At 46.3% G+C, this 15,710-nt stretch carries 12 protein-coding genes, 3 tRNA genes and 1 rRNA gene; 2 read left to right on the top strand and 14 right to left on the bottom strand.

Annotation, left to right across the window (positions count from 1 at the left end; all coding sequences use genetic code 11):
- Window positions 1-8: 8 nt before the first annotated feature.
- The 6 genes from mshL to A7981_RS10470 all read right to left on the bottom strand — a co-directional run bounded on the left by mshL (window position 9) and on the right by A7981_RS10470 (window position 5,161).
- Complete coding sequence (gene mshL, locus A7981_RS10445; RefSeq protein WP_067267936.1) at window positions 9-1,838, bottom strand: pilus (MSHA type) biogenesis protein MshL; 1,830 nt, start codon at window positions 1,836-1,838, stop codon at window positions 9-11.
- A gap of 73 nt (window positions 1,839-1,911) precedes the next feature.
- Entirely contained in the window at window positions 1,912-3,264 is a 1,353-nt protein-coding gene (locus A7981_RS10450) for an AAA family ATPase (RefSeq protein ID WP_067267786.1), read from the bottom strand.
- On the bottom strand, window positions 3,265-4,692 hold the full coding sequence (locus A7981_RS10455) for a sigma-54 dependent transcriptional regulator (protein ID WP_067267788.1): 1,428 nt from the start codon (window positions 4,690-4,692) through the stop codon (window positions 3,265-3,267).
- Window positions 4,693-4,869: 177 nt separating this feature from the next.
- Window positions 4,870-4,945: transfer RNA gene (locus A7981_RS10460), tRNA-His, on the bottom strand.
- A 29-nt stretch (window positions 4,946-4,974) separates the two neighbouring features.
- Window positions 4,975-5,051, bottom strand: a tRNA-Arg gene (locus A7981_RS10465).
- 33 nt (window positions 5,052-5,084) lie between these two features.
- Window positions 5,085-5,161: transfer RNA gene (locus A7981_RS10470), tRNA-Pro, on the bottom strand.
- An 81-nt stretch (window positions 5,162-5,242) separates the two neighbouring features.
- Between A7981_RS10470 and folD the strand changes: the two genes are divergently transcribed.
- A complete protein-coding gene (gene folD, locus A7981_RS10475; RefSeq protein WP_067267791.1) occupies window positions 5,243-6,094 on the top strand; it encodes a bifunctional methylenetetrahydrofolate dehydrogenase/methenyltetrahydrofolate cyclohydrolase FolD in 852 nt (283 codons plus the stop codon).
- Between the two features lie 135 nt (window positions 6,095-6,229).
- Complete coding sequence (gene dksA / locus A7981_RS10480; RefSeq protein ID WP_067267793.1) at window positions 6,230-6,652, top strand: RNA polymerase-binding protein DksA; 423 nt, start codon at window positions 6,230-6,232, stop codon at window positions 6,650-6,652.
- A 100-nt stretch (window positions 6,653-6,752) separates the two neighbouring features.
- Here dksA and pnp read toward each other — a convergent pair whose 3' ends face one another.
- From pnp to rrf, 8 genes are all read right to left on the bottom strand, one after another.
- A complete protein-coding gene (gene pnp, locus A7981_RS10485; protein ID WP_067267795.1) occupies window positions 6,753-8,876 on the bottom strand; it encodes a polyribonucleotide nucleotidyltransferase in 2,124 nt (707 codons plus the stop codon).
- Window positions 8,877-8,992: 116 nt separating this feature from the next.
- Entirely contained in the window at window positions 8,993-9,262 is a 270-nt protein-coding gene (gene rpsO, locus A7981_RS10490) for a 30S ribosomal protein S15 (RefSeq protein WP_067267798.1), read from the bottom strand.
- An 86-nt stretch (window positions 9,263-9,348) separates the two neighbouring features.
- Window positions 9,349-10,254: a tRNA pseudouridine(55) synthase TruB gene (gene truB / locus A7981_RS10495; protein WP_067267800.1), complete on the bottom strand. Its 906-nt coding sequence runs from the start codon at window positions 10,252-10,254 to the stop codon at window positions 9,349-9,351.
- Between the two features lie 37 nt (window positions 10,255-10,291).
- On the bottom strand, window positions 10,292-10,654 hold the full coding sequence (gene rbfA, locus A7981_RS10500) for a 30S ribosome-binding factor RbfA (protein ID WP_067267803.1): 363 nt from the start codon (window positions 10,652-10,654) through the stop codon (window positions 10,292-10,294).
- 4 nt (window positions 10,655-10,658) lie between these two features.
- Window positions 10,659-13,334 carry a translation initiation factor IF-2 gene (gene infB, locus A7981_RS10505; protein WP_067267805.1) on the bottom strand — a complete coding sequence of 892 codons (2,676 nt, stop codon included), beginning with the start codon at window positions 13,332-13,334 and terminating at the stop codon, window positions 10,659-10,661.
- A gap of 135 nt (window positions 13,335-13,469) precedes the next feature.
- Window positions 13,470-14,936 (bottom strand): transcription termination factor NusA, encoded by a 1,467-nt coding sequence (nusA, locus tag A7981_RS10510; RefSeq protein ID WP_067267808.1) that lies wholly within the window; start codon window positions 14,934-14,936, stop codon window positions 13,470-13,472.
- 41 nt (window positions 14,937-14,977) lie between these two features.
- On the bottom strand, window positions 14,978-15,412 hold the full coding sequence (gene rimP / locus A7981_RS10515; RefSeq protein ID WP_067267811.1) for a ribosome maturation factor RimP: 435 nt from the start codon (window positions 15,410-15,412) through the stop codon (window positions 14,978-14,980).
- Between the two features lie 180 nt (window positions 15,413-15,592).
- Window positions 15,593-15,706: ribosomal RNA gene (gene rrf / locus A7981_RS10520) — 5S ribosomal RNA — on the bottom strand.
- Window positions 15,707-15,710: the final 4 nt, after the last annotated feature.

The raw sequence follows: 15,710 nt of genomic DNA on the forward strand, positions 1-15,710 counted from the left end.
AAGTTCGCTTAATACCCGTTACCATTCAGCTTTTTCTCTAATTGCTGTTCTGGCAGGTATTGTTTAAACCTATTTAATTCATCACTTTCTAAACTTGCACTCTTAATAACAGTCGGCCTTAGAAAAATAACGAGCTCTGTTTTTCTACTTGTATCATTCCGGCCTGTAAACAACCGTCCGATTCCAGGGATATTCGACAATCCAGGTACCTTGTCAGTATTTCGTTGAATCTGATCCTGCATGAGCCCGCCCAAAACAGCCGTATTACCACTATTAATTTGTAACATCGACTCCATTTCCCGTACCTGAATCTCGGGAATACCTTGATTATTAACAGCGACAATTTGTGGATTGGGATCAGGCACATAACGAATTAGGCTTGAGATAGTAGGTCGAACATTGATATTAACCTCACCATTTTCATTGATTTGTGGGGTTACACTCATCACGACACCAACAGGCACCGTATTGGCAGTAGTCGTCACCGACTGCAAATTCCCACCTAATGCTGTTCCCTGAGAAATTTGCGATTGCACAGTGAAATACACTAAATTATCAACTACTTTTAATATCGCCGTTTGATTGTTCAATACCATTAATTTAGGGCTAGACAGCACTTTAGTATCACCGAACTGCTTCAGCAAACTAATAGAGGCACTAAAAGTTGCGGCAGCATTTACATAACCGGCAATAAGCCCAGCCGTTGCGTCTGTGTTACTTGGGGAAGATGTGACGAGAGGCGTAAAACTTTGATCTAACGTAATACCCCCCTGACCCGCCTTATTCAATCGACTCCAGTCGATACCCGCCTGATAACCATCGCTGAGACGCACTTCTACAATCGTAGCTTCAATCAGCACTTGCCGCCTAGCGCTAGACATGACTTTATCGAGAAACTCCTGCACTTTTTCTTGTTGCTTGGAAGTTCCGCGCACGCTAATAATGCCGGCCTCCTGATTTGCGATCACTGTGGCTGCAAACAGTGTTTTGTATTCTGTTCGCGCCTCGTCTCGCTCCTGCGAAGACGGTGGTTTAACAGATACGGAGATATTGGTAGCCGGTGTAGACGTACCATCTGAGTTATCAGCCGATTGCACTGTAGAAGATATCTCTGACTGCGCCGTAGCACCTCCTCGAGAGATAATGACTTCTTTATCCGTCTCGGCAAGAATATCTTTAACATTCTGGATCAATGTAGCCCAGAAATGATTTTGTGAAATGCTGGCGACTTGCGTTTTCGAACTATTGCCCGAGCTGGCACTTCCAGAGGACGAGGCAGAACCTGAACTTCCCGATGTGCCAGTACCAGTGGATGCGCTTCTACCCGTGCTAGATATCTCTGCCGCAACACCAATAAAGCCACTAGTATCACGTGACATGTTCACATAATCTACTTTGTAAGTCCTTAACACAGGCAGGTCTGGAGAAATATACAACACATTATTTTCGATTTTATAGCTCAGGCTAACCTGTCTGGCCAATCGTTCAAGAATCGCGGGCAAGGTTTGATCAACGGCATTCAGCGTGACTTTGCCTTGTATTGAAGGATGAATATCGACGTTAAGTTTACTTTCGCGGGCCAAGGCAAAAAGTATCTCTTTTACCGGCACCTCATTCACCACAACGCTGTACGTCTGCTCCTTGGTTCTGGCTTGAGGGGGTGGAACATAGGCAGTACTTTTGATTGGCTTTGGGATATCGGCAGGTAATGGCGTAATTTGGGATGTGCTTGCACCATTAATATGCCCAGAGGAGGGCACAACTTTAGATTGATGCGCGCAACTTGCCAAGCCAAGCGCCAGCATAGGCATCACCAGAATGACTGATAGGTTTTTCATAAACAAGCGCAACCATCCCCCCATATATAACAATCGTGCAGCGCTATCTTGTACGCTACTTTTGATTGCAATATTAACTCATTGAAATTGTTTTTGTTTCTTTTAATATACCGCCAATTGTTCTTAATTGTGGGCGGTTATTCTTTAATTCTTTTGGTAGTTTCTGCATGGCCTGCAAAGCCTCATCGCGGCTAGTATAACTGCCATATAGCACTGTCACCAACGGGCGGTTACCAGCTTTAGTACGAAATACATAGATATTATCGAGCTCAAGCTGTGTTGCAAGAGAGGCAAGATGCTCTTTTAATTGCTCATCCGCCGAACCACTCATTAGCTGAATCGTAACTGTTGTTTCCGGTGCCTGTTTAAGCCAGTTTTGCGTAACATTTAAGCGATTCTCGAGAATATCATCCACTGCTGATGTCGTTGCCATCTCAGGTTGCACGGGATCAACAAGCTTGGTTTCTGGCTCTGCTTTTACAGACGCTGACACAGGCTCCTGTAATGGCGACGGTCTTGACCAATAATGAGCAAAAAAGCCAATCAGTAATCCAACCACAAGGATGAGCGCAGCGATCAGATATAGGTTCTGCTTCGCCTGACGCTTATGTTGCTCTGCACCAAATTCACTATCGCCAATGGCAGCACGCACATGTTTTGGCGTCACTTGATAAACATTATCTGCAAATGCAGCCAGCAATGATTTATCCGCCAATATATTCACGCGACGCACAAGACCTTGGGCGGACTTTGAAATCTTGGCGATGGCAGATTTAGAGAACAGGTTCGGCCCAAAATAACCCGCTGAACGTAAACGAAAGATCAAATACTCACCAATCGCTTTTTCATCCAAAGGGCCCAGATGAAAACTATGCGTGATACGTTCACGCAACTGGCGAATCTCATTGAGGTTCAGATTAACATCCAGCTCCGGCTGGCCAAACAGTACGATTTGCAACAGCTTATCGTGCTTGGTCTCAAGGTTGGAAAGCAGGCGAATCTCTTCCAGCGTCGCCAAAGGCATGCCTTGCGCCTCTTCAACAAAAATGACGACTTGCTTACCTTCGGCATGGCGATCCACAAGATATTTCTGCAATACATGCATCACCTGAAGGCGATCAGCACTTTTAGGAAGCTTTAGTTGCAGCTCGAAAGCAATCGCATACAATACGTCTTCTGGCGCAACACTCGGGTTAGCCAGATACACCGTTTCAACTTTTGCAGGCAATATGGTCTGCAACATGCGGCATAGCATTGTCTTACCACTACCGACTTCACCAACTACCTTGATGATACCTTCGCCAGAATTAATGGCGTAAACCAGCGCATCCAGCACGGCGCCGCGGTTACCCCCAGAAAAGAAAAACTCCGTATTCGGAGTAATCTTATAAGGGGGTTCTTTCAGGCCAAAGTGGGCGTAATACATTTATTCCTTATATTCTTCCTGAATCTGGATTCGGCTATATAAAGTGGTTCGGTTGATACCCAACAGCTTTGCTGCCTGACTCAAGTTACCATGCGTAACCTTCAGCGCAGCATTCACATACGCCTTTTCCCACGCCTTCAGTACTTGATCGAGATTGATATTAGCTTCACTCTGCAAATGACGATGTGCATGTGCAGCCAGTGAATTGTCATCTGAAAGCGTAACTTCAGATGGCTCTATCAGCTGCATCAAGTCAAGCTCTGCCGCCAATTGCACATCATTAATCGACTGGCCCGCATACTTCGCACTTAAGCGAATGATGATATTACGCAGTTCACGAACATTACCGGGGAAGTGATAGCCCAGCCAGCGCTGCCTAGCTTTTTGGTCAAGCTCAAAAGGTTTTTGCCCGGTCTCACGCGCATAGAAATTATTGAAGTAATTCAATAACAGATAACGATCTTCCTCAAGCGTACGTAAAGGCGGTACTTTGATCGTAAAAACACTCAATCGATGATAAAGATCAACACGGAACCTACCTGCGCGCACTTCTTCACGCAGATCACGATTTGTCGCGGCAACAATCCGCGCCTTGCTTTTACGAGTCTGCGTCTCACCAATACGCTGATACTCACCATTCTCTAACACGCGCAGTAGTTTTGCCTGTAACTCAAGTGGTAACTCACCGATCTCATCAAGAAATAAAGTGCCCTCACCAGCGTCCTCAAAATAACCCGTATGAGAGTTAGCAGCGCCAGTAAAAGCACCTTTACCATGCCCGAATAAAATAGACTCAGCCAACATAGGCGAGATCGCTGCACAATTGACTGAAAGATAGGGTTGTTTAGAACGCTGACTTAAACGATGTAAAGAGTTTGCTACTAACTCTTTACCACTACCAGATTCGCCTTCGATCAACACAGGGAATGGCGCATTCGCAAACTGTGTAATCTGGGTTTTAAGCGTTTGCATCGGCAAACTCTCGCCGAGCATGCCATAACTTTCCTGCTCGGTTTTAACTTCCTCAAGCTCTGCATCTTGCAATTTAAGCGCATTGTGCAAAATGCCTTGCAGTTTTTCTACGTCACAAGGCTTGGCAACAAAATCCACTGCGCCCAATGCCAATGCATGCTTAACATTGACCTCTTCGTTCTGGCCAGAGAGTACCAATATCTTCATCGTAGGTGAATGTGCGAGCAACTCACCAATCACCTTAAAACCTTCATCAGGTTTATGAGGCACGGGTGGCAACCCTAAATCCACCAAAGCAAGTGAAGGCGGTTTATCCAACTGACGCAATACACTCTTCGCCTGCGCACGTGACTCAGCCACATACACATCAAAAGATTTGCTCAACACAAAGTGCAGCGTCTCAGTGATTAAAGGATCATCATCGATGATGATTAAAACTGGAAGTTGTGCCGCCATCAGTAAGGCCTCAGGTTGCGGGAATATAAAGATTGAGTGGGTACGAAATACATTGCACTACTATAACGACAATAGCGCCGACTATCAATTACGCAAACTGGATGTAATGCCTTAAGCGCCCTGAAACTAAATGAGTTAGTAAGCTTTTTTGAGTTTGATAGTGAAGTGCAGAGAAGATGGGGTGACTGATGGGGCTCGAACCCACGACAACTGGAATCACAATCCAGGGCTCTACCAACTGAGCTACAGCCACCATTGAACTCATAATGCAAGACCAGAAACTGGCCTGCCCGACAGGAATCGAACCTGTAACCCCCAGCTTAGAAGGCTGGTGCTCTATCCGGTTGAGCTACGGGCAGATTGTCGGGCAATCTTGGGACATTACGAGAAACTGGTCGGGGTGGAGAGATTCGAACTCCCGACATCCTGCTCCCAAAGCAGGCGCGCTACCAGGCTACGCTACACCCCGAGGGCGAGAAATATAGCGCAAAGCTGGCTTCTGGTCAAATTGAATCTGCTAAAATAGCATTTTTTTACTTCAAGTCTTGTTATGTCTGCACAGATTATCAACGGTAAAGCGATTGCTGAGAGCACTTTAAATGACGTTCAAACGCGCGTAAATGCACGCATAGCGTCCGGAAAACGCGCGCCAGCACTAGCCGTTGTCTTATTGGGTGCCGATCCTGCATCTGCTATTTACGTACGCAACAAACGATTGGCCTGCGAAAAAGTCGGCATCAAGTCTATTGCTTATGAATTACCGGCATCAACTTCTGAAGTGGAGTTACTCGAGCTTATAGAAAAGTTGAATACAGATGATGAGATTGATGGCATCCTCGTACAATCTCCTCTCCCCCTGCAAATCGATGAAAAACATATTCTTGAGCAGATTAGCGTAGCTAAGGATGTAGATGGCTTCCACCCTTACAATATAGGCCGATTGGCTGTCAGGCAGCCAACACTGCGTTCCTGTACACCTTTTGGGGTGATCAAGATGTTACAGACGACGGGCATCGAGTTATTAGGCTTGGATGCCGTGGTGATTGGTGTTTCCAATCACGTCGGGCGCCCGATGGCCCTAGAGCTGTTGCTGGCCGGTTGCACTGTTACTTGTTGCCATCGACACACTAAAGATTTACAAGGCAATGTAGAGCGCGCGGATATCGTTGTTGTGGCCGCGGGTAAAGCAGGCCTAGTTAAAGGTGAATGGATCAAGCAAGGCGCTATCGTGATTGATATCGGTATCAATCGTTTAGCTGATGGCACCCTATGTGGTGATGTGGATTTTGCTACTGCTAAAGAGCGGGCTGGCTGGATTACACCTGTCCCTGGCGGGGTTGGCCCGATGACAGTTGCTACATTGATGGAAAACACATTATTGGCGCAAGAACTACGCGAGTGATCATGCGCTTAAGCGAGTAAACAGCTTTCAGTGAATGATAAAAAAGTTTAATTTTTCGCCTTTTGCATCAGTCACATAATCAGTGTACACTTTGTCCGCTTAATTTTTTATGCTCATCGCAATTTAAAGGCTCACATGGCTGAAGTAATCTCAAGACAGTTCGTTCCTTACCAACCTAAAGCAGGTGAGGAATATATGAATGACAAACAGCTCGATCATTTCCGTAAAATCCTCAACGATTGGAAATCAGAGCTGAGTCACGATATTGATCGCACCGTGCACACCATGCAGGATGAGGTCACGATGTTTGCTGACCCGAATGACCGTGCCAGCCAGGAATCTGACATGGCGCTGGAACTGCGCAACCGTGATCGCGAACGTAAGTTGATCAAGAAGATCGACGAGACATTGATTAAGATCAACGAACATGAATATGGCTTTTGCAATGGTTGTGGCGTAGAAATCGGCCTCAAGCGTCTTGAAGCACGCCCAACAGCAACGCTTTGTATCGATTGCAAGACGCTAGACGAGATTCGCGAGCGTCAAGTCGCTAAATAAAGTTTCACATATATATTAATGCCACATTCGCTTGTGAAATCAATAAACAAAAAGGCCGGAATCTCTTCCGGCCTTTTTGTTTATAACATACTCGCTTTAATTATGATGCTTCAGCTTCTGTTTTCACTTCTTCTACAGGAGGATCAATCAAGGCTTTCATGCTTAGACGCACACGGCCTTTTTCGTCAGCTTCCAGAACCTTGACCTTAACAACTTGGCCTTCTTTCAGGAAATCACCAACAGCATTTACGCGCTGATGGGCGATCTGGGAAATATGTAGCAAACCATCTTTACCTGGTAGCAAAGAAACAATCGCGCCAAAATCTAATAGCTTGATCACGGTACCTTCGTAGGTCTGACCAATCTCAACTTCTGCGGTGATGGCTTCGATACGACGCTTGGCTTCTTCACCAGCTTCCGCACTTGTACAACCGATTTTCACAGTACCGTCTTCTTCGATATCGATGGTAGTGCCAGTCTCTTCAGTCAAGGCACGAATCACAGCGCCACCTTTACCGATGACATCACGGATTTTCTCTGGGTTGATCTTCACAGTGATAATACGTGGGGCAAATTCGGAAAGCTCATGGCGAGTCTCACCCATCGCAGATTTCATGATGCCAAGGATATGCAAACGGCCTTCTTTCGCTTGTGAAAGTGCAACTTGCATAATCTCAGCAGTAATCCCTGTGATTTTGATGTCCATTTGCAAGGCAGTGATGCCGGCTTCAGTACCCGCTACCTTAAAGTCCATATCGCCAAGGTGATCTTCATCGCCCAAGATGTCGGTCAATACAGCAACACGGTTGCCTTCTTTAATCAGGCCCATTGCGATACCCGCAACGTGTGACTTAACAGGCACGCCTGCATCCATCAATGCCAAACAGCCACCACAAACAGATGCCATTGAGCTAGAACCATTAGATTCAGTGATCTCAGATACGACACGGATGGTGTAGCCAAACTCTTCTTGGCTTGGCAATACTGCCAAAAGTGCACGTTTAGCCAAACGACCATGGCCGATTTCGCGGCGCTTAGGTGTACCCACACGACCAGTTTCACCAGTCGCGTATGGAGGCATGTTGTAATGCAACATGAAACGGTCAGTGTATTCACCTTGCAATGCATCGATGGTCTGTTCATCACGGCCAGTACCCAATGTCGCAACAACCAACGCCTGCGTCTCACCACGCGTAAATAACGCTGAGCCATGGGTACGTGGCAGTACGCCAGTACGCACGGTAATAGGACGCACTGTGCGCGTGTCACGGCCATCGATACGTGGCTCACCATTTAAAATCTGGCTACGGACTACTTTAGCTTCCAGATTAAAGAATGCTGATTTGATTTCATTTGCTTCTGAAGTTGATGTCTCTTCAGTAATTAGCTCTGCCAGTACACGATTTTTGATCTCATCCAGTTTGGATGAACGCGCACCCTTAGACTTGATTTGATATGCCGCGTTGATATCAGCGCCTGCAACCGCAGCCACTTTTTCAACCAATGCAGTATTTTCTACTGGTGGCGCCCAATCCCAAGCTTCTTTAGCAACCTCTGCTGCGATTTCGTTGATGACGTTGATGACGGCTTGCATTTGTTGATGGCCATAGACCACAGCACCCAACATAATGTCTTCTGGCAACTCTTTCGCTTCTGACTCAACCATCAGCACAGCACTGTCTGTTGCGGCAACAACCAAGTCCAGCTCAGTATCTTTCAACTGCGTTGCTGTTGGGTTTAATACGTATTCACTGTTGATATAACCAACACGCGCAGCACCGATAGGGCCATAGAATGGAATGCCAGAGATTGCCAAAGCAGCTGATGCGCCGATGATCGCAGGAATATCAGAATCGATCTCGCTATCAGATGACATCACTGTAGCAACGATCTGCACTTCGTTATAGAAAGCCTCAGGGAAAAGCGGACGTAATGGGCGGTCGATCAAACGTGATGTCAGTGTTTCTTTTTCTGACGGGCGACCTTCACGCTTGAAGAAACCACCAGGAATCTTACCAGCAGCGTAAGTACGCTCTTGGTAATCTACTGTTAGTGGGAAAAAGTCCTGGCCCGGCTTTACATCTGTCTTACCAACCACTGTTACCAATACCGCTGTGTCGCCATAACTTACCAGTACCGCACCATCAGCTTGACGGGCGATCTCGCCTGTCTCAATGGTCAACTCATGTTGACCATATGTAATCGTTTTTTTAATCGCTGTCACGACTCATGTCCTTTTAAAAGCAAAATAAGCCGATAAGCACCGCGTCTCCGCTTTGCTTTCGGCTTATTTCATCAATTCACAAAAAATATGTTACTTACAATTGCAAGTAGCAAAGACTACTTACGCAGACCTAGGCGCTCAATCAATGAACGATAGCGGTCAGCGTTTTTACGCTTGAGGTAATCAAGCAATTTACGACGTTGGCTAACCATTGCCAGCAGGCCACGACGTGAATGGTTATCTTTAGCATTAATCTTGAAATGCTCAGTTAATGTGCTGATACGGCTGCTCAAAAGTGCCACTTGCACTTCTGGGGAACCAGTATCGTTTTGTGCTTGTTGATACTCACCAACAATTTTGGCTTTTTCAGCAGTCGAAATTGACATCTTCTTCTCCTAATCTTGAACCGCGCATTCTAACCCTAAAAGGTATGATTTAACAAGCGATTCAGTAATTTAATATGGACTACCCACTATTTTTGTACAACTAACCTTCTTGGTGCGATCTTTCCATCAGGTGATTGCTCACCCACCCCAAGAAACAATCCATTCGCATCATAAATCCTGAATTGCCCTTGTAGATTGATACCTGACTTCCAAACCTCTTGCCCACGCATCAAATAAAAAGCACTATCGGCATCCAAATGTACTTCTGGCAGATTAATAATGGCCGCATCTGCTGATAACAACTGCGCATCACGATCTTCTATCGAAAGCGACTCCAATTGCTCAGTTGTGACGGCATCCTCCAACTTGAAATGCGCTGTGCTCAGGCGCCGCAAACCTTTGAGGTGTGCGCCACAACCCAATGACTGACCGATATCTTCAGCAAGCGTTCGGATATAAGTACCTTTGCTACAGGAAACGGTAATTTCCAGCTCAGTACATTCAAATCTATTGAGCTGGATATCGTAAATAGTGATATCCCGTGCAGCACGCTCGATATCTACGCCATCTCTTGCGTATTCGTATAGTTTTTTGCCTTGATGTTTTAGTGCTGAATACATCGGTGGCACTTGGCTGATAGGACCAGTAAATTGCTTTAACACTTTAATTACTTGTACTTCAGTCACATTGACTGGAGCAGTCGCCAAAACCTCGCCTTCAGCATCTGCGGTCGTGGTAGTAGTGCCTAGACTAATTAATGCCCGATAACTTTTATCTGAATCAAGCAGAAAGTGTGAGAATTTAGTAGCTTCACCCAGACAAATCGGCAACAAGCCGGTTGCGAGCGGATCCAGACTACCTGTATGGCCCGCTTTTGCTGCTTGATATAGCCATTTGATCTTTTGTAATGCTTGATTGCTGGAGATGCCAAGCGGCTTATCCAACAGGAATATACCGCTGATCTCGCGTTTGACTCTCTTGAATTGCGCCATCGGGAATGACAGTAGCTCTTAGATTAAAGATAAATGGTTATTTATCTTTAGATGCTGCGTCGCTAGCTAATACATCATCGATGAGACGAGATATCTTCATGCCGTTATCGATCGATGCATCATAGACAAAATGCAACTGTGGCACCGTACGCAGTAACAATCGCTTCGATAACTGCGTGCGCAAGAAGCCTGCGCTTTTCTCTAGGCCTTGCTGCTGCTCAGGTGTGTTAGCCTTCGCGCTGTAATATATCTTTGCATGGGCAAGATCACCAGTCACTTCAACTTCGGTAACTGTGACCATGCCAACGCGCGGATCTTTCACTTCGAACTGCAATAAATCGGCCAGTTCGCGCTGCATCTGCTCTGCGACACGGTCACTGCGTGAGAACTCTTTTGCCATAAACTTAAAGTGTTCTCGCGACTTCTACGATTTCATACGCTTCAAGAATATCGCCAACTTCGATCTCGTTAAAGTTCTTCAACGATAGACCACACTCAAAGTTAGATTTCACTTCTTTTACATCGTCCTTGAAGCGTTTGAGTGAATCTAGGTCGCCTGTATGGATCACGACATTGTCACGCAATAGACGGATCTTAGAATTACGTCGGATGACACCATCCTGCACGTAACAACCAGCCACTGCACCCACCTTGGAGATACGATAGACTTCACGAATCTCGACAGTACCAATCGCTGTTTCTTTTTGCTCTGGTGACAGCATGCCACCAAGCGCCGCTTTAACTTCATCGACAGCTTCATAGATGATGTTGTAGTAACGGACATCAGCACCCGTACTATCGATCAACTTACGGGCACCTGCATCTGCACGTACGTTAAAGCCGATCAATACTGCCTTGGATGCAGCCGCTAAGTTCACATCAGACTCACTGATTGCACCAACACCGGTATGGATGATATTCACTTTGACTTCATCAGTAGAAAGCTTTTGTAATGAAGTTGCCAATGCCTCGTACGAACCTTGCACGTCTGACTTGATGATCATCGGCAATATCTTCACTTCGCCTTCGCCCATTTGGTCAAACATGTTTTCCAATTTAGCTGCTTGCTGCTTAGCAAGTTTCACATCACGGAACTTGCCTTGACGGAATAAGGCGATCTCACGGGCTTTACGTTCATCATTCAACACAATGACTTCTTCACCTGCAGTTGGTACATCTGACAAGCCAAGAATCTCGACCGGAATAGATGGGCCAGCTTCTTTAACATCATTGCCAGCTTCATCCAACATCGCGCGTACGCGACCAAATGCGCTACCAGCCAATATCATGTCGCCGCGCTTTAGCGTGCCAGACTGGACAAGTATCGTTGATACAGGTCCACGGCCTTTATCGAGACGACCTTCAATCACCAGACCTTTGGCTGGCGTATTCTTTGACGCCTGCAGCTCAAGCACTTCAGCTTGTAGCAAGACTGCTTCCAATAGATTATCAATACCTTGACCAGTTTTAGCAGACACTTCCACAAACATGGCTTCGCCACCGTACTCTTCTGGAATCACTTCCTGCGCAACCAACTCTTGCTTCACGCGTTCAGAGCTCGCACCAGGCTTATCGATCTTATTAATCGCCACAACCAGAGGTACGTTACCAGCTCGTGCATGGTGGATCGCCTCTATCGTTTGCGGCATCACGCCATCATCGGCAGCGACAACCAGAATCACCACGTCAGTCGCCTTGGCACCACGGGCACGCATTGCAGTAAACGCTTCATGGCCTGGGGTATCGAGAAATGTGACCATACCGCGCGGTGTTTCAACGTGGTAAGCACCAATATGCTGCGTAATACCGCCAGCTTCGCCAGAGGCGACACGGCTACGGCGAATGTAATCCAGCAATGATGTCTTACCATGATCGACGTGACCCATTACCGTGACCACTGGTGGACGCGTTTCCATGATAGCTTCGTCATGCTCGGTATCATCAAGGAATGTTTCCGGATCGTTAGCAGCGGCAGCTTTCGCAACGTGCCCCATCTCTTCAACGATGATACTGGCAGTCTCCTGATCCAGCACTTGGTTAATTGTCACCATCATGCCCATGCCCATCAAAGTCTTAATGACTTCGCTAGCCTTAACTGCCATCTTGTGTGCAAGATCAGCAACAGTAATGGTTTCCGGGATCACCACTTCATGCACGATAGGCTCAGTTGGCGCGCTGAAAGCGTGCTGCTGATCGTCACTACCATCTTTATGTGATTTGGATTTAGTCTTATGTGAGCGCCAACCTTGTGCTCCGCCAACATCCCCGCGTGTTTTGATGCCACGCTTCTTGTTCTCGGCATCTGCCCATTGCTTATTATTCTTGTTGCCTTTTTTGGCGGCTTTATCTTCTGTCTTAGCGCCTTCTTTAGCCGCTGGCTTATGCAAAGTGCCTTCTGAAAGATTAGCCGCTGGCGCAGCTGCAGCTGCCGCTTTCTTGGCTTCTTCTTCCTGACGTTTTTGTACGAGAATCTGCTTCTTACGGAGCTCATCTTCTTGAATCGCTCTTAATGCTGCATGACGCCTAGCTTCATCTTCACGTTTTGCCACTTGGTCTGCTGTCAGATGCGTCTTCTTGGCAGTTAAGGTCTCAGCTACTGGCGCCTCTACAACCTCAGGCGCTGCTTCAATCTCAAGCACTGGCTCTTCTGCCACTTGCTCTTCAACGATAGTTTCTTCTATAACTACTTGCTCTTGTATCTCAACAATCGGCTCTTCGATATGTTCAACTACAGGCTCATTGATCGCCTCAACAACAGGTGTTTCTTCAATATCATCTGATGGATCACGACGTACCAATACACGCTTCTTACGCACCTCAACTTGAATCGTGCGGGATTTACCCGTGCTGTCTGGTTTCTTAATCTCAGTAACTTGTTTACGTGTCAGCGTGATCTTATTTTTTGGCGCCTGTGCGCCATGCTCTTTACGCAAGTATTCAAGCAATAATGTCTTATCCTGCTCAGTCAAGCTATCAACCGATGCAGATTTGTTCACGCCGGCACCTTTTAACTGCTCAAGCAGAAGCTCGGCCGGAAGGCCTAATTCACTGGCAAATTGTGCTACGCTTGTTTGTCCCATCTGTTACTCCAGTCTCATCTTTTTTGGCGACTGCTAGTCGCATGACTTTTCAGTCTTACTACATTTGTACATCTACTATTTCAGCAGAGAATCTGCCGGTGTTGCCTATTCACTTACTGATGCAAACTAATCGCCTTATGCAAACCAAGGCGCGCGCGCTGTCATAATCAACTGCTTCGCACGTTCAGCATCCATCTTGGTGATTTCAACCAGATCATCTACTGCCAAATCAGCCAAGTCATCCATGGTTGATACACCATTTGCAGCTAGCAGATGCGCCGTTGCATCATCCATACCATCCATGGTGAGCAAATCTTCAGCAGCTTCTTCAACTTTTTCTTCTTTAGCGATGGCTTCGGTTAGCAAAGCAGCACGTGCTCGCTTACGCAGTTCATTGATCGTGTCTTCGTCGAAGGCATCGATCTCGCTCATTTCAGACATTGGAACATAGGCGATCTCTTCTAATGTGCTAAAACCTTCTTGCACAAGAATATCAGCCACTTCTTCATCCACATCCAACTTCGCCATGAATAATGAACGTGTATTGGTGTATTCCTCTTCGCTCTTCTTGGCAGCTTCAGCCTCTGTGAGAATGTTTAAAGTCCAGCCAGTCAGTTCTGAAGCCAAACGCACATTCTGACCATTACGGCCAATCGCTTGCGCCAGTTGCTCTTCATCCACGACCACATCCATACTGTGCGCATCCTCATCCACCACGATGCTTGATACCTCAGCTGGCGCCATGGCGTTGATAACAAACTGCGCTGGTTCCATAGACCACAACACTATATCCACACGCTCGCCAGCCAGTTCACCGGTCACAGCTTGTACACGTGATCCGCGCATACCTACACAAGTACCAACTGGATCAAGGCGCTGATCGTTAGATTTCACAGCAATTTTTGAACGTAGGCCAGGATCACGAGCCGCGGCTCTAATCTCAAGCAAACCTTCTTCTATCTCAGGCACTTCCAACTCAAAAAGCTTAGATAAGAATTCAGGTGCAATACGAGAAAGAATGAGTTGCGGACCACGGGCACCACGCTCCACTCTTGAAAGATAAGCACGTACACGATCACCCACACGCAGATTCTCCTTAGCAATCATCTGATCACGCGGCAATAACGATTCGATACGGCCAACCTCAATGATCGCATTGCCTTTTTCCATACGCTTAATCACACCTGTCACTAGATGTTCTTTGCGTGCCAAGAAATCGTCAAGAATCTGCTCACGCTCAGCTTCACGTACTTTTTGTAAAATCACTTGCTTGGCAGCTTGCGCACCAATACGACCGAACTCCACCGACTCAAGCGGATCTTCGATATAGTCGCCTTCTACTAAACCCTTAGCACGTTCGTCGTCAGGTGAAATCTGAGCTGCTGGATTTTCAATGGCTTCATCAGCAAGCACTTGCCAACGCCTAAAGGACTCATAGGATCCATTATCACGATTGATAGAAACACGCACATCGGCATCTTCACTAAAGCGCTTTTTAGTGGCTGATGCCAGTGCAAGCTCTAATGCTGTAAAAATAACCTCTTTACCCACGTTTTTTTCATGGGCCAATGCATCGACCAACAATAATATTTCGCGACTCATTTTAATCTCCGTCTAATAATCTTGAGCTTAAGAATTGGTAATTACAAATCAGGATGCAAACGTGCTTTATCAATGTTGGTCAGTGCCACCTTATGTACAACACCATCACACTCGATCAACAGTTCGCCCTGCTCCAACCCACGCAAAATGCCTAAAAAATTCTTTCTATTCTCTACCAGCACACGTAATTTCACTTGCGCCTTTTCCCCTACAAATCTTAAAAAATCCGACTCTTTTTTTAAGACACGGTCTATTCCTGGTGAGGACACTTCCAAACGGTCATAATCGATATCATGTTCTACCGCCAACAAATTACTTAATTGGTTACTTACAAGAACACAATCATCAATATTCACGCCATCCGGCTTATCTATAAACAAACGCAACAGCTTGCCACGATTAGACATCTCAAGGTCAACCAGCTCATATCCAAGCTGAGCAACCGAACGTTCTAACAAAGTGTATAAATCCTGCATGCGTCTGCCTCAATACAAAAATACAAATAAAAAATGGGCTTAACGCCCATCAATATTCATTTCAATCCCGTCATTATATCAACCAATGACACGAATTGGTATGCCATACGGCAACACCAACAAAAAAGCCCACAAAGAGTGGGCTTTAGTGCGGACTTTTATAAAAAGCCCTTAATAAGAGCCTGGCGGTGACCTACTTTCGCATGCGAAGAGCATACTATCATTGGCGCAGAATCGTTTCACGGCCCTGTTCGAGATGGGAAGGGGTGGGTCCAATTCGCTATGGCCGCCAGACATA

Origin of the sequence: Methylovorus sp. MM2 (genome assembly GCF_001648895.1) — a bacterium.
GTDB lineage: Bacteria > Pseudomonadota > Gammaproteobacteria > Burkholderiales > Methylophilaceae > MM1.